Here is a 17,694-nt window from a genome sequence, read left to right as displayed (position 1 = left end):
CGTTTGTCCGTCCAATTCGCAGCAAGTTCTAGCTGAGAAGACGGCCCGGTCGTTTGACGCCGGTCAAACCGGCACTTGCTGGCGAAAGCAGGGTATCAGCGCAGAATCATCGCGCCGGCCATTCGGAGAAAGGCTTGCTGCATCTGCGTACCGAGGGCGGGCTCGATCCGCGCTTCCGCCATCGCACGGCTCATCGCCTGAACCCACTGGGCCGCCGTCGTCTTCGACACGGCGATGTTACGATGCATAGACATGATGCAGGTGCCTGGGCGAGATTCGAACCAGGTGCGAGGGCCGCCGAGCCATGCCGACAGAAACTCGGTCAGCGAGATGCGCATGGGTAGCAGGTCCGCCTCGTGCATCGCACGCAGTTCGTCATAGGCCGGCTCATGCTCCATCAGATCGTAGAAGCGCTCCACGACGGCGCGCACGCCGTCCTCGCCGCCGATACGGTCGAAGAGCGAGGCCTTGTTCGCCTCGCCCGAGCCGGTTTCTTCGTCGCTCATGGCAGCATGGACCCCGTCTCGATGAACCGCTGATGCCAGCTCAGCGCCTCGCCCGGCAGCGAGGGCGATTGCTGGCCATAGGAGCCGGCCCGCGCCCGCGCATAATAATCCTCCAGCATCGGCCGGTAGCTTGGGTGGGCGCAGCGCTCGATGATCAGCTTCGCCCGCTGCTTGGGGCTGAGACCGCGCAGGTCGGCCAGGCCCTGCTCCGTCACGATCACCTGCACGTCCTGCGCGATATGATCGACATGCGCCGCCTGGGGCACGATGGCGGAGATCCTGCCCCCTTTCGCGGTGGACGGGGTCATGAAGATCGAAACATAGGCGTTGCGCGCGAAATCGCCCGAGCCCCCGATCCCGTTCTGAATTCGCGATCCCATGACGTGGGTCGAGTTCACATTGCCGTAGATGTCTGCCTCGATCAGCCCGTTCATGGCGATGCAGCCCAGCCGCCGGATCAGTTCGGGGTGGTTGCTGATCTCCTGCGGGCGCAGGATCATACGGCTGCGATAAGCGCCCATGTTCGCGTTGATCCGCGCGGCGGCTTCGGGCGACAGGGAGAAGGCGGTAGCCGAGGCCATGCGCAGCTTGCCCGCGTCGAGCAGGTCCAGCATCCCGTCCTGGATCACCTCGGTATAGGCGGTCAGGTCCTCGAACGGGCTGTCGACCAGCCCGGTCAGCACCGCGTTGGCGATGTTGCCGACACCCGACTGGATCGGCAGCAGCGAGGCCGGCAGCCGCCCGATGGCCACCTCATGGCGGAAGAACTCCATCAGGTGCCCCGCGATCGCCTGTGCGGACTCATCGGGCGCGGCAAAGGGCAGGTTCCGGTCCGGCGCGTCCGTCTCCACGATCGCGACGATCTTGTCGGGGTCGCAGGCGAGGTAAGACTGGCCGATCCGGTCATCCGGCCGAACCAGCGGGATCGGCACGCGATGGGGCGGCAGGCGGGTGCCATAATAGATGTCGTGCATCCCCTCCAGCGCCGCATTCTGCCAGCGGTTCACCTCCAGGATGACCTTGCTCGCCCGGTCCAGCCACGTCTTGTTGTTGCCGACCGACGAGGAGGGGATAAGCGATCCGTCCTCACGAACACCCGTCACTTCGATCACGGCCGTGTCGAGCGGCCCTAGGAACCCCTGCCACGCCATGGGCGCGACCTGGCTGAGGTGCATGTCGAAATATTCCATCTCGCCGCGATTGATCTTCTCGCGGGCGAGCGGATCGGAGTTGTAGGGAAGCCGGAACTCGATCCCGTCCGCCTTGGCCAGCGCCCCGTCCAGCTCGGGCCCGGTGGAGGCACCGGTCCAGACGCGGACGCGAAAGGCGCGGCCTGCGGCATGCTCCGCCTCGATCCGGGCAGCGAGCGCGAGCGGTACCGCCTTGGGATAGCCGGAGCCGGTGAAGCCGCTCATCCCCACCGTGCTGCCCGACGTGATGAGCGCCGCGGCGTCCTCGGCGCTCATGATTCGGGAGCGAAGGGCAGCGGCGGCAATACGGCTGGTCGTCATGAAAGGTCTCGTCTCGTGGTCAGTGCTGCATCAGGAAGCGGCTGATGGTCTGGCGGACCATCGGCAAGCGGGCACCCGCCCTCAGCGTGGCGCGGCGTGCGATCCGCGCGGCGGGGCGTTCATCGGTGTAGAGGCCGACGAGCAGATTGGTCGCAGCGTAGATGGGCCGGCTCGCGAGCCGGTGCGTCGCTTCGAACCGCCGCAGCAGCAGCGAGGAGGCAATGTCGCCGCCCCTGGCCGCCGCGTCAGCTACCAGTCCCGCCAACGTCGTCGCGCCTTGCAGCCCCAGGTTGAAACCGTGCGCGGTGACCGGGTGCATGCCGACGGCCGCGTCACCAATCAGCGCGGCGCGGGTCGCGGCGAAGTGCCGGGCATAGGTGGTCGCGAGCGGATAGACATGCGGCCCCTCCACCACCTGCATCTCTCCCAGACGCGCATCGTAGCGGCGCGTAATTTCGGCCCCGAGCGCTCCGGGGTTCAGCGCCGCCAGCTGCTCGATCTGGCCTGAACTCAGGGTCAGCACGGCCGAGGACTGCCGGCCATTGAGCGGCAGCATGGCGATCGTCTGGCCATGGTCGAACCACTCGGTCGCAATGCTCCGGTGATCGCCCTCATGCGCGACGCGGCAGACCATCATCGACCGCCCGAGCCGATTGACCTCCGCGGCGATGCCGAGTTGCTCTCGGACCGCCGAGAAGCGCGAATCTGCCGCGACCAGCAGCCGCGCGTCGAGCACGCGCCCGTCAGCGAGCCTCACCCGTGCGCCGGCCCGATCCGTGCCGACTGACGCCACGCCCGTTCCGGTGATCAGGTCCAGCCCCGGCTGGCCGTCAATCGCGCGAAACAGCGCCTGACGGATGCGGTGGTTCGGAACCAGTTGGCCGAGCCGATCTTCTCCCGTCCCCGCCGTGTTGAAGGCGAGCGTAAAGCGCGATGCGCCGTTCAGCACCTGCGCCTCGCGCAAGGGGGAGATATCCTCGGGTCCGAGATGCGCCCAGGCGCCAAGCCGGGTCAGGGTCGCCACGGACCGATGCGTCAGCGCAATCTCCCGCCCGTCGACCGGCGGCGAGGCGAGCAGATCCGCCGGCTGCCGCTCGACCAGGCCGATGCTGAGCCCGGTGCCATCCAGCGCCCGCGCAAAGGCAAGTCCGGCAGGGCCGCCGCCCACGATCAGAATGTCATGAATCACGTGTTACAATCCTTAAACGAAGCAGATCGCACGGCTCCGCCACCCTCGAATTGACGCCCGTCAAAGTCATAGCCCTCCGGTCGGGCAATCAAGAGGGCGTTCGGATCTCGCGATCACGGACGTCGCCTGTATATCGGTGCTCGGTGTGCCTACCTGGCAAGCCGCTCGATGATCGGACATTCGGGCCGATCATCTCCGTGGCAGGTTCCCGCCAGATCGGTCAGCGTGCGCCGCATGGCTTCTAGGGCGCGCACTTTACGGCCGAGTTCAGCCGCCCGCGCTTCCGCCAGTGCCTTTACTTCGGCGCTGGACCGCTCCCGATCGGACCAGAGGCCAAGCAGCGTTCGAATTTCCTCGATCGGAAATCCGAGATCGCGCGCGTTAGCGATAAATCGCAGCCGGTGAACGTCACCGCCGCTATAGTCGCGGTAGCTCCCGCGTCGGGGCGGCGCGGGCACCAGGCCGATCTTCTCATAGTGCCGGATCATGCGTTGCGATACGCCGCTCGCATCCGAGGCCGCCCCGATGTTCACAGCTTCACGCCGTTGAGCCGCAGCGCGTTCAGGACGACGGTGAACGACGAGAGCGCCATCGCCGCGCCGGCGATCATCGGTGAGAGCAGGATGCCCGCTACGGGGTAGAGAACCCCCGCCGCGATCGGTACTCCGATCCCGTTGAACAGGAACGAGAAGAACAGATTCTGGCGGATGTTACGCATCGTGGCGTGCGCCAAGCGCCGCGCCCGCACGATCGCCGACAGATCGCCCCGCGTAAGCGTCATGCCAGCGCTCTCGATCGCCACGTCGGTTCCCGTGCCCATCGCCAAGCCTACGTCGGCAGCAGCGAGAGCAGGGGCATCGTTGATCCCGTCGCCGGCCATCGCGACCCGAGCGCCCTTCGCCTTCAGCTCCGCCACGATCCGGGCCTTGTCCTCTGGCCTCAGATCGGCGCGCACATCGTCCAAGCCGCCCACGGCGCGCGCGACCGCATCGGCCGTAGTGACATTGTCGCCGGTGAGCATGACGACCCGCAGCCCTTCGCGCCGGAGCGCCGCAATCGCGTCGCGGGCGGAAGGCCGTACCGGATCGGCCACCGCGATGAGACCGGCGAGCGTGCTGTCGATCGCCACCAGCATGACTCCGGCGCCTTCGCGCCGGCGACGATCGGCCAAGGCTTCGATCGGTACGGGATTGGCCCCTACTCGTCGCATTTGCGCGGCGTTGCCAATCACGACCTGGCGGCCGTTCACCGTGGCGCTGACACCAAGGCCGGTTTGCGAAGCGAAGCCCTCGACCCGGCCGAGCTGCAATCCCTTCGCGCTCGCGCCGGTCACGATCGCGTGGGCGAGCGGATGTTCCGATTGCGCCTCGACTGCGGCCGCGAGCGCCAGCAGCTCGCGTTCGTCGGCGCCGTTGACTACCTCGATCGCTACCAGCTTGGGCTTGCCTTCGGTGAGCGTGCCCGTCTTGTCGATCACCAGCGTCTCGACCTTCTCGAAAGCCTGTAAAGCTTCCGCGCTCTTGACCAGAACGCCGGCGTGCGCGCCGCGGCCCGTCGCCACCATGATCGACATGGGCGTGGCGAGCCCGAGCGCGCAGGGGCAGGCGATCACTAGGACCGCAATTGCATTGAGGAGGGCATGGCCCAGGCGGGGCTCGGGGCCGACAAGCATCCACACGAGGAAAGTGACGGCCGAGATCAGCAGCACCAGCGGCACGAACCAGCCCGAGACGCGATCCGCGAGCGCCTGAATAGGCGCGCGGCTACGCTGCGCTTCCGCCACCATGCGGACGATGCGCGCGAGCATCGTGTCGGAGCCGACTGCGTAGGCTTCCATGACCAGGCTTCCTGTGCCGTTGACGGTTCCCCCGGTGACGGCCGCACCGGTTTCCTTGGGGATCGGCGCGGGCTCCCCGGTGAGCATGGACTCATCGACCGAGGAGCGGCCCTCGACCACGACGCCATCAACCGGCAGCGCTTCGCCGGGGTGAACGCGCAGTCGATCGCCCACGGCCACATCGGCCAGCGGAACCTCTTCTTCCGAGCCGTCCGGGCGGAGGCGGCACGCGGTTTTGGGCGCGAGGTCCATTAGCGCGCGAATGGCGCGGCCTGTCGCAGCTCGGGCGCGCAGCTCCAAGACCTGCCCCACAAGCACAAGCCCAACGACGACGCCGGCCGCCTCATAATAGACCGGCACCATCCCGCCATGCGTGCGGAAGGCGGTGGGGAAGATACCCGGCGCGACCGTCGCGACCAAGCTGTAGAGGAAACCCGCGCCCACACCGATAGCGATGAGGGTGAACATATTGAGGTGGCGGGTGCGGATCGACTGCCACCCCCGGACGAAGAACGGCGATCCCGCCCACAGCACGATCGGCGCGGTGAGCGCGAACTGGACCCAGGGGGAAGCCGTGGCGCTGACGACGTGAACCCCGAGCATTTCGGCGAGCATCGAGACGACGAGCAGCGGGATCGTGAGCACGCCGGCGACCCACAGCCGGCGCGGGAAATCGACCAGCTCGGGGTTGGGAGCATCATCGAGCGACGGCTCTTCAGGTTCGAGCGCCATGCCGCAGATAGGACAGGTTCCCGGACCATCCTGGCGGATGTGCGGGTGCATCGGACACGTCCAGATCGCACCCGGCGTCACGTTCGGCTTAGGGGGCTCTGTGTCGCCGAGATAGGCTTGTGGGTTAGCGATGAACTTGGTCCGGCATCCGGCGCTGCAGAAGTGATAGGCGTGCCGTCCATGCTCGGCATGGTGGCGCGTCGTTGCGGGGTCGACCGTCATGCCGCAGACAAGATCTTTCGCTTTATCGCCGACCTCGGCAGCGGTGTCGCCGCTTCCGCAGCACGCATCACCCTTGACGTGTTGGTGACCGCGACGATCAGCAAGGGTCGTCTGTGCAGCCAGAAATGCCGAGCAGCAGGACGGAGTACCGAGCGCGACAGCGGGCTTGCCTGAGCAACCGCAGCCGCCCTCCGAGGTGTCAGAATGCGGGTCGTTCATCACGTGGCTCCATCGACCCGAGGACATGTAAGGTCTGACATTGTGTCAGGGTCAAGCTCTTACTGCGGTGTTCGCTCCCGGTCAGGAAAAGGATGAACGACTTCGCTGATGTGACACGGCCGGAACGCAGGACCAGCGTCGCATGCGTGGCGTTCTGGTGAGCCGGTGGGGCGCGCATTCCGGCAACGCACCCGACCTGCACCGGTTGATGCCCTTGTTCAGCGCTTGCCGAGGTTCGTCAGGCCATCCAACCCGCGGCCCGTCGCCTCCGCTTAATCACCCCTTCGGCAGGTATCTGTAAACCATTGTGGCCTAGTTTCTGGTCATGTCACGGTTCAGGGATCTTCTTCATCACTGGCGTATCGAGTTCCCCCAGGCCTTGCTGCTGGGACTGAGCTACTTCGCTGCCGCTCTGCTCGCCGTCCGCTATACGCGCCTCGATGGCGGGGTCGCCCTTCTATGGATCGCCACGCCGATTCTGGCGGTCGATCTTCGTTATCGACCGGAACGCTCCTGGACCCTGAGAATGGTTGTTTGCGCCGCAGCGAGCGCGCTTGCCACCTCGCTCCAGGGGCTGGGCGCTGCCGATGGCCGCGATCAATGTTTTCGAGGGCAGCGCGATCGCATGGCTCATGCGGCGCCTCGAACCGGAGCCGGGTCATCTGACATCGGTGCGAGAGCTCGGCACGCTGATCGTGGTCGCAGGGATCCTCGTTCCCGGCCTGACGGCACTCCCCGCAGGCGCCCTGGCACACTACGCCGCTGGTGTTCCGATCACCCATAACATGATCGGCTGGTTCTGCGCCCATGCGCTCGGGACCTTGACCGTTATGCCGATCGTGAAGCTGGCGGTCGGAGGCGATATCAGCGGATGGGTACGCAAGGTTGATCGGCGCGAGTTGATCGAAGCGGGTGCGCTGACAGCTTTGATGGTCGCCGTCACGAGCTCGTTTTTGCGAGCCGTTACCCTCTTCTGTACGTGCCGTTCGTTCCCCTGCTGCTGATGGTCTTTCGGATCGGTCGCCTCGGCGCGGCTATCTCTCTGCTGGTGTTGACGGTGGTCGGCACTGCCTGCACGGCGGAAGGGCTCGGGCCCATAACCCCGCCAGGCACCGGGATCGGAACCAAGCTCCAGCTCTTCCAACTCTATCTGGTTTTTGCGACGCTGATCGCTCTCCCGGTCGCCACCGAGTTGAAGCGGCGCAAGCTCCTTTTTTCTGCCGTGCAGGAGGGCGCAGCGCTGCATCGCATCATCGCGGACCGTAGCGGCGATATCATCATGGCCGTCGACGCCGATGGTACGATCCGTTTCGCCTCGCCGTCTCTCTCGGTGATCGCCGGCTTCTCTCCTGCAGCGGTGACCGGTCGTCTCGCGCGTGACGTGGTGGCGTTCGAGGATATCGACCGCGTTATCCGTGCGCACAGAAACGCCATGGCCGATCCGGCGGCGACGGTGATGTTCGAGTTCCGAGCCCACAAGGCGTCGGGCGAGCTCGCCTGGTTCGAAAGCCATGCCCGCGCCATCAGCGCCGAGGACGGCGAGGTCACCGGCACGGTCAACGTCGTGCGAGAGGTGTCCAGGCGCAAAGCGCGTGAGCTCAACCTGGCGCGTGCCGCGGCAACGGATCCGCTCACCGGCCTCTCGAATCGTCGTATCTTCACAGCCGCCTATGAGGACGCCATTGCCGACGTTACTGCATGCCATGGGCGAAGCTATCTCGCGCTGTTCGATCTTGATTTTTTCAAGAGAGTCAACGACCGCTTCGGCCACGCGACCGGCGACGATGTGCTCCGGGCATTCGCAGCCATTCTCAAGGCGAACGTGCGGTCCGCTGACACCGTCGCCAGATTGGGCGGAGAGGAGTTCGGCGTGCTCTTCGACGGCCTGAGCCAGGTCGAGGCCCAGGAGGCTTGCGAGCGTGTGAGAGCACAGTTCGCCGCCGCAACCGTCACCGCGCCCGACGGGAGCTCGGTGGCAACGACGGTAAGCGTCGGGCTCGCAGCCCTGCGTGAGGACCGAAGCCTCGCAGAGGCGCTGCGGGCGGCGGATGCGGCCCTCTACGCATCGAAAGGTGCGGGCCGCAATCGTCTCTCGATCGCCGCTTGAAGTCCGCGTTCGAGAGACACCTCAGCAATCGGTAGTGCGGCAAAGCCGTGCGCCCGCAGGCTTCGCGTTCAGGGCGTCGGGATTACAGGGTGGCCGCAGCGACAACGATCGACTGCCCTCCCTCTCGAAAGCTCAGTGGTGTTGCCCTTCATCCCTGCCCTACTGCTCGCAGCCGCACACCCCCTCCAGAACGTGGCTCCGGCACCGGTCGCCGGGCCTATCGAGAAGCTGAAGCCCGGCGAATACTTCTGGGCACCGCAGATTGCGCCTGACGGCCCTGTCACGATGATCGTCAGCCTCAAGGCACAGCGCGCGTTCGTCTATCGCAACGGCGTTCCAATCGGGGTGTCCACGATCTCATCAGGCATGCCCGGCCATGAAACGCCGACCGGAGTCTTCACGATCCTCCAGAAGGAAGTGGACCACAAATCCAACCTCTACAACGGCGCCCCGATGCCGTTCATGCAGAGGTTGACCTGGGATGGCGTCGCTCTCCACGCCGGCGCCCTGCCTGGCTATCCAGCGAGCCATGGGTGTGTGCGGCTTCCGCTCGCCTTTGCAAGCTCCTGTACGGTGCCACCAAGCCCGGTCTGACGGTCGTGATCACCGACGATGCTCTCGTGCCGGAAGTTGCACCCGCGGACATGCTCGCCGAGGTGCCGGAGGACGGTCATGCCGCGCCCAAGAGCTATCGCTGGATGCCCGAACGTTCTCCCACAGGCCCGCTTTCGATCGTCGTGAGCGGTCGCGACCGGCGGCTCGTCGTGTTGCGCAACGGCGTGGAAATCGGGTCGGCCACCATCCAGCTCGACGCGCCCGTCTCCAGGACAGAGGCGTTCACCCTGCGATCCGTTGATCAGGCAGGCCCGCATTGGCTTCGCCTGCCGCTGCCCGGCCAGGCGCTGGGGGAGGCTGGCGAGCTGACGGACTCGGAGCGTAGCCGCGGTCACCTTCCCGATGCGTTCCGCATCAAGCTCGAGGGGATCGTCCAGCCGGGAGCGACGTTGCTGGTCACGCGCGAGTCTTTAGCAAGCAGCGGGACCGGTACGCGCCTGTCGGTCTTGAGCGCCGAGCCCTAGCTGAGGCTCTTTCGCACCAGGATCAGTGTCGGCTCGCCGTCGACGGGCTCGGTGACGAATCCCATCTCCTGCTCCAGCGCAATCGCGGCGCGGTTCTGTCGGTCTTCGATCGACTCGATGCTCGCGTAGCCCCGAGCACGAGCCGTGTCGACCAGATAGTCTAACAGCGTCCACCCGATCCCGCGGCCCTTGTGGTCGCTGCGGATGCTGACGGCGACCTCACCGCGGTCGCCGGCCTGATCGCCCGCCAGTATGGCGGTTGCGACGATCTCACCGTCCTCATTCTCGGCGATGACGCTGTCGGTCCGACCATCAGGATCGACCATCGTGACAAGCCGATCGTGAGAGACGTTCCGAACCGTGCTGAGGAAGCGAAACCGCAGATCCTCCGGGCCGACTTGCTGGAAAAAGTCCGCGAGCCTTGTTTCATCTTCGGCTGACGCCGTCCGCACGCTGAGGCGAAAGCCGGACCGTGTCTGTAGATGGGCGATCTCGTCAGAGGTCATGCAGCTGCTCCTGAGGGATGGCGGAAGGTGATGCCGGCAACGGCTTCGAGACCGCTTCGATTCAGCAGACGGACATGGCGGCGACGCGGAAGCGCAATCAGCCCCGCTTTCGCCAAAGCGTGGATCTGACGGCTGACCGTTTCGAGCGAGAGGCCGAGAAGCTCACCGATCCGGCCACGACTGAGCACGAGATCGAAGGTGTCGTGGCCGGAGGTTGGGAATCTTCCCGCAACCGAGACAAGAAAGGCGGCGACCCGTTCGCGCGCCCGCGGGCGGCTGATCACGAGCATCCACCGCCGCGTTTCGGCAAGGGTCTGAAATGCGCTGCGCAGGAGCAACCGCCTGATGCTCGGATAGTGCTCGGTGACGTGTTGCAGATCGCCGCGTGCATGAAGGCAGATGTTCGAGCGCGTCACGGCAACAACTGCCGTGCCGCACGGGTCGGCGTCGAAGGGATGAGCGACGATCTGTCCTGGGAAGATCAGCCCGACCGTTCGCGGCGCCGCGCCTTGCGACGCGTCGATGCGCAGGACACCGGTCGCTAAGCTGGCGCACCAGCTGTCGGTAGCCGCGATATCGCCGATGGCCTGACCCCTGCGCACCGCATAGCGCCGGCCGGCATCGCGCCGATCCTCACCGTTCTCAGGCTGGAAAGAAGCGCATAGGTCGCACGGCATGTTCTCGAACGCTCCTCCCACATCCTTCGCAGGGAGCGTTTCGCGGAAAGCTGGGGCAGCGTCAGATGGCATTGCTGAAGCGACCGGTGCTTTGGTCACGATAAGCGTCGATACGCGCCGCGACCGCTCGAGCATAGGGGAGCGCTCCGTCCGTCAGGACGATCCGGGCCCCTTCCCAGGCGAGCAGGCCGCGTCGCTCGAAGTCGAGCAGGGGCGCTCGGTAGCAGGCGCGGTCCAGCAAGGGCGTGAGGTCCGCCGATCCGCGCGTGAGGATCTGCTCGATAATGAGGCCACGGGCCTGATCGTCCGGGCTACGGTAGCTACCCCGCTCGACCGGCAGCCGTCCGGCCCCGACCGCCAGATGCCAACGCCCCGTGTTCTTTTCGTTCTGGAGAAGCCGGTCGGGAAGAGCGCTGATCGCACTCGCACCCAGGCCGAGCACATAATCCGCAGCGTCGTCCGTGAAGCCCTGAAAGTTCCGGCGCAGCCGCCCTTCTGCCGACGCTAGCGCGAGCGGATCCTCGGCGCGTGCGAAATGGTCGAAGCCCACAGCCCGGTAGTCGCGACCGAGCAGTAGCTCATAGGCGTACGCTGCTTGCTGGAACCGCTGTTCGGGTCCGGGCAGGCGCGAGGCGTCGATGCGGCGCTGACGGGGGATGAGTTGCGGCACATGCGCATAGCCGAACACGGCCAGTCGGTCGGGAGCGAACGCGAGCGCAGCCTCCAGCGTCCCGGCCAAGCTTGCGACATCCTGGCCGGGCAATCCGTACATGAGGTCGAAGTTGAGGCTGTCGATACCGGCCTGCCGCAGAAGCTCCACTGTCCGCCCGATATGTTCGTGGGGCTGCACGCGGCCGATCGCGGCCTGGATCGCCGGGTCGAATGTCTGAACGCCAAGGCTGGCCCGACGGACCCCGGCATCAGCCAGCGTCGACGCCCATCCCTCATCGAAACCGCGCGGATCGAGCTCTACCGAGACGATCGGCTCGAAACAATCGAAGGCGCGCTTGACGTGCTGGAGCAGAGCCGAAAACGCTTGCTGTGCTATGGCGTTAGGGCTCCCGCCGCCGAACGCGATACGCCGCACCTGTCCGCGTCCGCCGATATGGGCGGCAACAAGATCGATCTCATCGTGCAAGCGATCGATGTAGGCAGTCAGCCGCGCTTCTCTGGTCGCTGCTCCCGTATTGCACCCGCAATACCAGCAGATTTCCCGGCAGTACGGAATATGCAGGTAAAGCGAGATGTCGTCAGTCGGCCGCACGCCCGCAAGGCCGCCCGCCAGATCCGAGCCGTCGACGGTGCTGGTGAACTCGGCAGCCGTCGGATAGCTCGTATAGCGAGGCACCGGGCGCGCCAGAAGATCGGGGTGATAGGTCCACATACATGCCCGAGTGCAACAAACTCCCGCGATCGTCTTTGACGGTCGTCAAAGTTCGCCCGCTCAACCCTTCCTAGCCGTGGATCATCACCACGGAGGTTTGTATGAAGCGGACAGTGTTCATCAGCGCAGCAGGCGCCCTCGCCCTTTCAGCGGTAGCGGCTCCCGCGGCTGCGCAGACGAATGCAGACCAGCAGACCGGGGTCAAGTCGGGGGACGTCCTGTTGCGGCTGCGAGCCATCATGGTCGCACCAAACGAGCGCTCCGGAAGCGTGCTCCCCGCCTTCCCGGGCGAGAAGGTCCGGGTGGACAACAGCTTCATGCCCGAGGTCGATGCCACCTATATGGCGACAGATCATGTCGGCTTCGAACTCATCGCCTCGACGACCAAGCACCATGCGGACGGTCGAACCGGGACGACCGGCTCCATCGGTCGGCTCGCCTCGACGTGGGTGCTGCCGCCGACCCTGACGGCTCAGTACCATTTTGCGCCGGCGAGCCACGTCCGACCTTATGTCGGTGCCGGCCTCAACTACACGATCTTCTGGAGCGAGAAGGCCTCTGCAGGGCTCGAGAAGGCAGTGGGGTCCACCGGCGTTCACATGAAGGACAGCTTCGGCTGGGCCGCGCAGGCGGGCGTGGATGTAGATCTCACCCGCAAGGTCTTCCTCAACCTCGACGTCAAATATATCGACATCGACACCACAGCCCGACTGCAAACCACGGCCGCCGGAACGCAGCAGGTGAAGCTGCATCTCGATCCGTTGGTGTTCGGCGTCGGCCTCGGGGTCAGGCTCTAGGAACCGGGCCTGAGAGGAATTTGCCTCTCAGGCCTCCGAACCCGCCTTTCTGTCGGTCAGACGGTAGCTTACCGGGTTTCTGGGAGGACAACGGGGAGAGCGGTTGCTATATCGCCCCTATGGCAAGCTCGAACATCTGCTCGGATTGCGCGGTTCGCGACGCCGCTTTGTGCGGCAGCCTCAACGACGGTGAACTGCAGGCGCTCAATTCGATCGGGGATCGTCGCCTCTACCCCCGCGGTTCCACCATTATCTGGGCCGGTGATGAAAGCGTCATCTGTGCCAACCTCCTGAGCGGCATGCTGAAGCTCGCGACTTCGACGCCGGATGGCCGCGAGCAGATCGTCGGGCTGCTCTATCCGGCCGACTTCGTCGGGCAGCCCTACGCCGAAGAGGCTGAAAATACTGTCCAGGCGCTGACCGACGTCGAGCTGTGTGTCTTTCCGCGACGACAGTTTGAGCACGTGCTCGAAGATCATGTCCGCATGGAGCGCTTGCTGCTCCAGCGAACCCTGACCGCGCTTCAGGAGGCGCGTTCGCGCATGCTGATGCTGGCACGCAAGTCGGCGAGCGAGAAAGTGGCGGACTTCCTGCTCGAAATGGCCGCAAAGGTCGGAGCGGGCGGCTGCCGCCCTGCGCCTGGCGGCCCGCTCACCTTCGATCTGCCGCTCACCCGCGGCCAGATGGCCGATGTGCTCGGCCTGACGATCGAGACCGTGAGCCGGCAACTGACGCGCTTGAAAGCCTCGGGCATCATCACCTTGCCCGGCTCGCGCGCCGTGACGATCTCCGACCGGGCAGCGCTCGAGGCGATCGCCGCAGCAGCCTAAGCGGCTGCGCCTGCGGCAGAAGTGTCCAGAATGTACTCCAGAGCTTCGCGGGCTTCTCGCGACAGGCGCGGCCCAGCGAGTGACAGCAGCGCGAGTTCCTCGAAGTCCAGCGCGCGCCGGCAACTATCGAACAGGCAACGGAGCATGTAGCCGAGCATCTCGACGCTCTCCGGATCGAGAACATCGACCCGCAATGCGTCGATGACGTCCTCGGCGTGAACTCCGTCGGCGATCTGGTCAAGCAATATGCGGGTCAACAGCCCCCCGCCGAAGGCGAGGTCCTGGCCGGCGAACATGCGCTCGAGGAACGCGCTGGTGATGGTCACGTGATCGCGGATGCATCGCTCGATCTGGTCAGCGACGGCATACCGCTCCTCGGGCCCGGGCACGTCCGCAAGGCGATCGGCCAAAGCTTCGACCGAGCGACACATCCGCCTGACCGCCGCATGGTCGGCCAGGAGCGGTGCCAGATCGACTTCGGCGATGACGTGCCAGCGTCTGCGAAACGGAAGCACCTGTCGATCGATGGGCTTGTTGTCCACGGGGCGATCCTCCAGCCTGCTCCTTCCCACGGTTTTCCTCCGCTGCATTTGACGGGAATCAAAGTTGGTCGGAAGGTGAGCACTACGCTACCGGTTAACGCCACGCGCCTTGCTCTAAGTGTGCGTGGACCGGCAAGCGAGGAGAACGATGATCGGCCAGGATGGAGAAAAGGCGGCTGTAGAACTTGCGCGCCGGGCACTTGCGCTTCTCGACAAAGCACAAGTCGGCGACAGCGCCTTTGCGGCTCGTCTCTCGAGCGCGCTGGATGTGGTCGGAGTGAAGCCGCTCTCTTCAAATCGAGACGGCGTTGCCATCGAGCATCACGGCAAGCCTAGTTCAGCTTCTGCATCGGCCGGACAGGAGACGCCGGACCTACATGTGTTCACGACGCCGGACGGGCGCGCGCTCAGCGTCGCCCCGGCTGCAGTGTCGCACATCATCGCCGATGGCGACCAAACCGTTCTGCTGCTGCTCGACGGCACGGAAGAACGTCTCTGCGATCCGTTTCCCCTCGCCGCGGAGAAGCTCGGATTGAGCCGAGGGGACGCTCTTGCCGGCGCGACCGACGGGATTATCTCTATCGGTGCGGCGCGCCATCAGCTTCGCAATCTTCTCGCCATCGTATCGGCGTTGATCAGCCAAGCACTCGACGGCGATCGCCCGGCGCTTGAAGCAGGACGGGAGATCGCGGCACGGGTCGCTATGCTGACCCGGATTGCCGACCTGATGCTGCAACCGCATGCGCAGTTCAGCGACCTCGACACTCTGGTGCGCGTCGCGCTCGCAGAGGGCGGGACCGGTCGGATCCGGATCAAGGGCCCTCCCCTTCCGATCGCCTCGGCGAACGGCGCCGCCCTGGCGCTCGCCCTGCATGAACTTGAAGTCCATGCCCTCAGTTCGGGCGCGCTGACGGTCCGGGGCGGCTATGTAGAAGTACGCTGGGAGGTGAGCGCGCTGGATGAGCCTTACCTATGGCTGCAATGGGCTGAGCGCGACGGTCCGCGGCATCGGTCGCCCCTGCCCGACGGTCTCGGCAAGCGTCTGCTGCTCACCGCCACACCGCGCCGGCTGCGGGGTCAAGCCGACATCCAGGAATTGCCGTCCGGCCTGATCTGGTCGCTTCATGCACCCGTAGCGGCGCTGCGCGCCTGATTGCTCAGTGCGAGTCCTTGGCGTTCCGGCCGCTCTCACCGATCAGCGCTTCGACAGCCGCTGAACTGATCCGCTCGGCAGAGCGAAGCGCCGCCGCGGGCGTCATCGCGACATCAACCGAGTCGGGGCCGGTCACAACGACAACGCCCTGAACCTCTTCCGCCTTGGATGCCTCGTCGAAGACTTCTTTCATAGGATTCGCTCCTCACCGACAGAACGTCTTTCCGACCGGTCAGTTCAAAGCGCTTTGTCTCAAGCCTTCGCTCAGGACGCGTGATCCTGCTCCGAGGCGGCGCGGCGTCGAACCGCGGCCTCAGCCTGTTCGCGATACCGGCCCGAGGCGAGATTGGCGCAGGCTTTCTCGGCTGCTGCCCGGACACGCTCAAGCTGCTCGGCGGCATAGGCGGCGTTCATGCCGGGCACCACCGAGTCGATCCGCACATGGTCTGCCTGGCTCATGCCGAGCCCGCGCCAGAGATAGACGTCGAAGATGTCCTTGAGAGAGAGAACCTGCCCTTGCTCGTCGAGCCACGGCAACGATGCTCCCGACGTGCTGAACGACAGGAGGGGCTTGCCCGCCACAGGCGGCTGGCCCGCCGCGACCTGAAGATCGCGGAAGCTGTAGCCGGCGCCGAGTACCCTTTCGACATAGCCCTTGAGCATGGCCGGAGGCAGGCCGAACCAGATCGGGTAGACGAAGACGATGATATCGCACCGGCGGACCAGTTCGAGTTCTGCCGCCACGTCGGGCGACGGCGACCATCCGGGCTCGGTCGGCCGTTCATCCGCGCGCAGCACCGGATCAAAACCGAGCGCATAGAGGTCACGGACGTGCACCGACTGATGCAGGCGTTCGACCTCCTGCTTATAGGCGGCCGCGATCGCGTGGTCGAAGCCATCGACGGCCGGATTGGCAAGGACGACCAGGTGATTGAACCCGGTGTCCGCTCGGCCGAAGGTTGTGCTTTCCATAGCGTTTGCTCCGGTCATGCGCTTCGACGCCCCCACTCGCGGTTCAGCGCGAGTGCACCCAGCGTGCAGGCGGCGCCGGAGAGAAGATAGGCACCGACGGAGATAAGGCCAAAGTTGCTCGCGAGCAGGAGGGCAGCCAGGGGCGCGAAGGCGGCGCCAATGAACCAGGAGGCGGTCGCCGTAGTCCCGGCGCCCGTATAACGGTGCCGCGCCGAGAAGCTGCTGTTGGTCGCGCCCGACGATTGGCCGAAGGATAGCCCCAGCAGAACGAAGCCGAGCAGCATATAGATCCACTCGCCGGCGGGGCCCCGCCCGAGCAGCTGCGGCGCAAACCCGCTATAAGCGCCGATCATCACCGCCGAGACGCCCAGAAGCGTCCGTCGGCCGATGCGATCGGCGACGATCCCCGAAGCCGCGACTGCTGCGAGACCGACAGCCGCACCGACCATCTCGATCACGAGGAAGTGCGTCGCCGTCTCGCCGGACGTGAGCACAACCCATGAGAGCGGGAATACCGTGACCAGGTGAAAAAGCGCGAAGCTCGCGAGCGGGGCGAAGGCGCCCAGAATGACCGTCCGCCCTTCCTCGCGAAGCATCTGACCCACCGGCGAGGGCTGCAACTCGCGGCTTTCGAAGAGCTCCTCGAACTCCGGCGTCGAGATCAGGCGCAGACGGGCGAACAGGGCGACGACGTTGATGACGAAGGCGACAAAGAACGGGTAGCGCCAGCCCCAATCGAGGAAGTCGGCAGGCTTGAGCGTCGTCAGCAGGAAGGCGAAGACCGCTGCCGCCACAAACAGCCCGATCGGCGCGCCGAGTTGCGGGATCATCGCGAACCAGCCGCGACGATTGGCCGGTGCGTTGAGTGAGAGAAGCGCAGGCAGGCCGTCCCAGGTACCTCCTTGAGCGACACCCTGGCCGATGCGAAACAGGGCGAGAAGGACGGCCGCCACGCTTCCGAGCTGCGCATAGCTAGGCAGGAAGGCCATGGCCGCAGTTGATCCGCCCAGCAAGAACATCGCGATCGTCAGCTTCACACCGCGACCGTGACGTCGGTCAAGCCATAGGAAGGCGAAGGCGCCGAATGGACGAGCCACGAAAGCAAGTGCGAAGATCGCAAACGAGTAGATGGTACCTTGGAGTGCGCTAACGTTCGGGAATATCAGGCTCGGGAAGACGAGAACTGATGCGATGGCGTAGACGAAGAAGTCGAAGAACTCCGTCGATCGGCCGATGATTACGCCGACGGCGATATCTGCTGGACGAACCTTGTGCTCACGGGCATTAATCAGGCGCGCGTCGCGCTCCAGCGGCGTCGAATTCGCCGTGCCCAGGGTACTGGCTACCATCCCTCAACGTCCTCCATACCGCCCGCCCCAGGCAGGTTGCGCACGTGGGTCGCAACGATCTGGGCCGATGATGGTTTCAGCC

The 17,694-nt window shown here is 65.5% G+C and carries 19 protein-coding genes; 7 read left to right on the top strand and 12 right to left on the bottom strand.

Annotated features, from left to right (window positions below):
- Window positions 1-95: 95 nt before the first annotated feature.
- From DM480_RS16100 to DM480_RS16080, 5 genes are all read right to left on the bottom strand, one after another.
- Window positions 96-506 carry a group II truncated hemoglobin gene (locus tag DM480_RS16100; protein ID WP_115381587.1) on the bottom strand — a complete coding sequence of 137 codons (411 nt, stop codon included), beginning with the start codon at window positions 504-506 and terminating at the stop codon, window positions 96-98.
- The gene (locus DM480_RS16095) at window positions 503-2,017 is read right to left on the bottom strand and encodes an acetyl-CoA hydrolase/transferase family protein (protein WP_115381585.1); all 1,515 of its coding nucleotides are present in this window, start codon (window positions 2,015-2,017) and stop codon (window positions 503-505) included. Before DM480_RS16095 ends, DM480_RS16100 begins: the two co-directional genes overlap by 4 nt.
- Window positions 2,018-2,036: 19 nt before the next feature.
- Window positions 2,037-3,206 carry a 5-demethoxyubiquinol-8 5-hydroxylase UbiM gene (ubiM, locus tag DM480_RS16090; protein ID WP_115381583.1) on the bottom strand — a complete coding sequence of 390 codons (1,170 nt, stop codon included), beginning with the start codon at window positions 3,204-3,206 and terminating at the stop codon, window positions 2,037-2,039.
- Between the two features lie 149 nt (window positions 3,207-3,355).
- Window positions 3,356-3,739, bottom strand: coding sequence for a MerR family DNA-binding protein (locus DM480_RS16085; protein WP_064311242.1), 384 nt, complete (start codon window positions 3,737-3,739; stop codon window positions 3,356-3,358).
- Window positions 3,736-5,997: a heavy metal translocating P-type ATPase gene (locus DM480_RS16080; protein ID WP_232834238.1), complete on the bottom strand. Its 2,262-nt coding sequence runs from the start codon at window positions 5,995-5,997 to the stop codon at window positions 3,736-3,738. The genes DM480_RS16085 and DM480_RS16080 overlap by 4 nt, the downstream gene beginning before the upstream one ends.
- 806 nt (window positions 5,998-6,803) lie before the next feature.
- On the opposite strand from DM480_RS16080, the gene DM480_RS16075 reads away from it, so the two are divergent.
- The 4 genes from DM480_RS16075 (at window position 6,804) to DM480_RS18350 (ending at window position 9,402) form a co-directional block, all read left to right on the top strand.
- The gene (locus tag DM480_RS16075; RefSeq protein ID WP_115381579.1) at window positions 6,804-7,220 is read left to right on the top strand and encodes a hypothetical protein; all 417 of its coding nucleotides are present in this window, start codon (window positions 6,804-6,806) and stop codon (window positions 7,218-7,220) included.
- Window positions 7,196-8,323, top strand: a complete 1,128-nt coding sequence (locus DM480_RS16070) for a sensor domain-containing diguanylate cyclase (RefSeq protein ID WP_115381577.1) — start codon at window positions 7,196-7,198, stop codon at window positions 8,321-8,323. Before DM480_RS16075 ends, DM480_RS16070 begins: the two co-directional genes overlap by 25 nt.
- A 138-nt stretch (window positions 8,324-8,461) precedes the next feature.
- Window positions 8,462-8,917: a L,D-transpeptidase family protein gene (locus tag DM480_RS18355; RefSeq protein ID WP_337303186.1), complete on the top strand. Its 456-nt coding sequence runs from the start codon at window positions 8,462-8,464 to the stop codon at window positions 8,915-8,917.
- 5 nt (window positions 8,918-8,922) lie between these two features.
- Window positions 8,923-9,402 (top strand): hypothetical protein, encoded by a 480-nt coding sequence (locus DM480_RS18350; RefSeq protein ID WP_198665978.1) that lies wholly within the window; start codon window positions 8,923-8,925, stop codon window positions 9,400-9,402.
- Here DM480_RS18350 and DM480_RS16060 read toward each other — a convergent pair.
- The 3 genes from DM480_RS16060 to hemN all read right to left on the bottom strand — a co-directional run bounded on the left by DM480_RS16060 (window position 9,399) and on the right by hemN (window position 11,969).
- Window positions 9,399-9,908 (bottom strand): GNAT family N-acetyltransferase, encoded by a 510-nt coding sequence (locus tag DM480_RS16060; protein WP_064311238.1) that lies wholly within the window; start codon window positions 9,906-9,908, stop codon window positions 9,399-9,401. The genes DM480_RS18350 and DM480_RS16060 overlap by 4 nt on opposite strands.
- Window positions 9,905-10,585, bottom strand: coding sequence for a Crp/Fnr family transcriptional regulator (locus DM480_RS16055; protein ID WP_064311237.1), 681 nt, complete (start codon window positions 10,583-10,585; stop codon window positions 9,905-9,907). The genes DM480_RS16060 and DM480_RS16055 overlap by 4 nt, the downstream gene beginning before the upstream one ends.
- A gap of 61 nt (window positions 10,586-10,646) precedes the next feature.
- Window positions 10,647-11,969, bottom strand: a complete 1,323-nt coding sequence (hemN, locus tag DM480_RS16050; RefSeq protein WP_115381573.1) for an oxygen-independent coproporphyrinogen III oxidase — start codon at window positions 11,967-11,969, stop codon at window positions 10,647-10,649.
- A gap of 101 nt (window positions 11,970-12,070) precedes the next feature.
- Between hemN and DM480_RS16045 the strand changes: the two genes are divergently transcribed.
- Together DM480_RS16045 and DM480_RS16040 are read left to right on the top strand one after the other, a co-directional pair.
- Window positions 12,071-12,766: an OmpW/AlkL family protein gene (locus DM480_RS16045; protein ID WP_115381571.1), complete on the top strand. Its 696-nt coding sequence runs from the start codon at window positions 12,071-12,073 to the stop codon at window positions 12,764-12,766.
- A gap of 119 nt (window positions 12,767-12,885) precedes the next feature.
- Window positions 12,886-13,596 carry a Crp/Fnr family transcriptional regulator gene (locus DM480_RS16040; protein ID WP_115381569.1) on the top strand — a complete coding sequence of 237 codons (711 nt, stop codon included), beginning with the start codon at window positions 12,886-12,888 and terminating at the stop codon, window positions 13,594-13,596.
- On the opposite strand, the gene DM480_RS16035 is transcribed toward DM480_RS16040, so the two are convergent.
- On the bottom strand, window positions 13,593-14,138 hold the full coding sequence (locus DM480_RS16035; protein ID WP_125471577.1) for a hypothetical protein: 546 nt from the start codon (window positions 14,136-14,138) through the stop codon (window positions 13,593-13,595). The two genes, DM480_RS16040 and DM480_RS16035, sit on opposite strands and share 4 nt — an antisense overlap.
- Window positions 14,139-14,286: 148 nt before the next feature.
- Between DM480_RS16035 and DM480_RS16030 the strand changes: the two genes are divergently transcribed.
- On the top strand, window positions 14,287-15,291 hold the full coding sequence (locus tag DM480_RS16030; protein ID WP_115381565.1) for an HWE histidine kinase domain-containing protein: 1,005 nt from the start codon (window positions 14,287-14,289) through the stop codon (window positions 15,289-15,291).
- Between the two features lie 4 nt (window positions 15,292-15,295).
- Here the strand turns inward: DM480_RS16030 and DM480_RS16025 are convergent, their stop codons facing one another.
- The 3 genes from DM480_RS16025 to DM480_RS16015 all read right to left on the bottom strand — a co-directional run bounded on the left by DM480_RS16025 (window position 15,296) and on the right by DM480_RS16015 (window position 17,612).
- Window positions 15,296-15,484 carry a hypothetical protein gene (locus DM480_RS16025; protein ID WP_064311231.1) on the bottom strand — a complete coding sequence of 63 codons (189 nt, stop codon included), beginning with the start codon at window positions 15,482-15,484 and terminating at the stop codon, window positions 15,296-15,298.
- Between the two features lie 71 nt (window positions 15,485-15,555).
- A complete protein-coding gene (locus DM480_RS16020) occupies window positions 15,556-16,263 on the bottom strand; it encodes an NAD(P)H-dependent oxidoreductase (protein WP_232834227.1) in 708 nt (235 codons plus the stop codon).
- A gap of 14 nt (window positions 16,264-16,277) precedes the next feature.
- Window positions 16,278-17,612 (bottom strand): MFS transporter, encoded by a 1,335-nt coding sequence (locus DM480_RS16015; protein ID WP_115381561.1) that lies wholly within the window; start codon window positions 17,610-17,612, stop codon window positions 16,278-16,280.
- Window positions 17,613-17,694: the final 82 nt, after the last annotated feature.

This window comes from Sphingomonas sp. FARSPH, assembly GCF_003355005.1.
Taxonomy (GTDB): domain Bacteria; phylum Pseudomonadota; class Alphaproteobacteria; order Sphingomonadales; family Sphingomonadaceae; genus Sphingomonas.
The sequence above is the reverse complement of the archived record's forward strand: the minus strand, read 5'-3'. Positions and strand labels throughout refer to the sequence as shown.

Bases quoted from the DNA above. Each gene is read 5' to 3' on its own strand.
- DM480_RS16045 (WP_115381571.1), top strand. From the start codon at position 12,071: ATGAAGCGGACAGTGTTCATCAGCGCAGCAGGCGCCCTCGCCCTTTCA.
- DM480_RS16095 (WP_115381585.1), bottom strand. From the start codon at position 2,017: ATGACGACCAGCCGTATTGCCGCCGCTGCCCTTCGCTCCCGAATCATG.
- DM480_RS16025 (WP_064311231.1), bottom strand. From the start codon at position 15,484: ATGAAAGAAGTCTTCGACGAGGCATCCAAGGCGGAAGAGGTTCAGGGC.
- DM480_RS16055 (WP_064311237.1), bottom strand. From the start codon at position 10,585: ATGCCGTGCGACCTATGCGCTTCTTTCCAGCCTGAGAACGGTGAGGAT.
- DM480_RS16020 (WP_232834227.1), bottom strand. From the start codon at position 16,263: ATGGAAAGCACAACCTTCGGCCGAGCGGACACCGGGTTCAATCACCTG.
- DM480_RS16080 (WP_232834238.1), bottom strand. From the start codon at position 5,997: ATGACGGTCGACCCCGCAACGACGCGCCACCATGCCGAGCATGGACGG.
- DM480_RS16030 (WP_115381565.1), top strand. From the start codon at position 14,287: ATGATCGGCCAGGATGGAGAAAAGGCGGCTGTAGAACTTGCGCGCCGG.
- DM480_RS16040 (WP_115381569.1), top strand. From the start codon at position 12,886: ATGGCAAGCTCGAACATCTGCTCGGATTGCGCGGTTCGCGACGCCGCT.
- DM480_RS16015 (WP_115381561.1), bottom strand. From the start codon at position 17,612: ATGGTAGCCAGTACCCTGGGCACGGCGAATTCGACGCCGCTGGAGCGC.
- DM480_RS16075 (WP_115381579.1), top strand. From the start codon at position 6,804: ATGGCCGCGATCAATGTTTTCGAGGGCAGCGCGATCGCATGGCTCATG.
- hemN (WP_115381573.1), bottom strand. From the start codon at position 11,969: ATGTGGACCTATCACCCCGATCTTCTGGCGCGCCCGGTGCCTCGCTAT.
- DM480_RS16060 (WP_064311238.1), bottom strand. From the start codon at position 9,908: ATGACCTCTGACGAGATCGCCCATCTACAGACACGGTCCGGCTTTCGC.
- DM480_RS16100 (WP_115381587.1), bottom strand. From the start codon at position 506: ATGAGCGACGAAGAAACCGGCTCGGGCGAGGCGAACAAGGCCTCGCTC.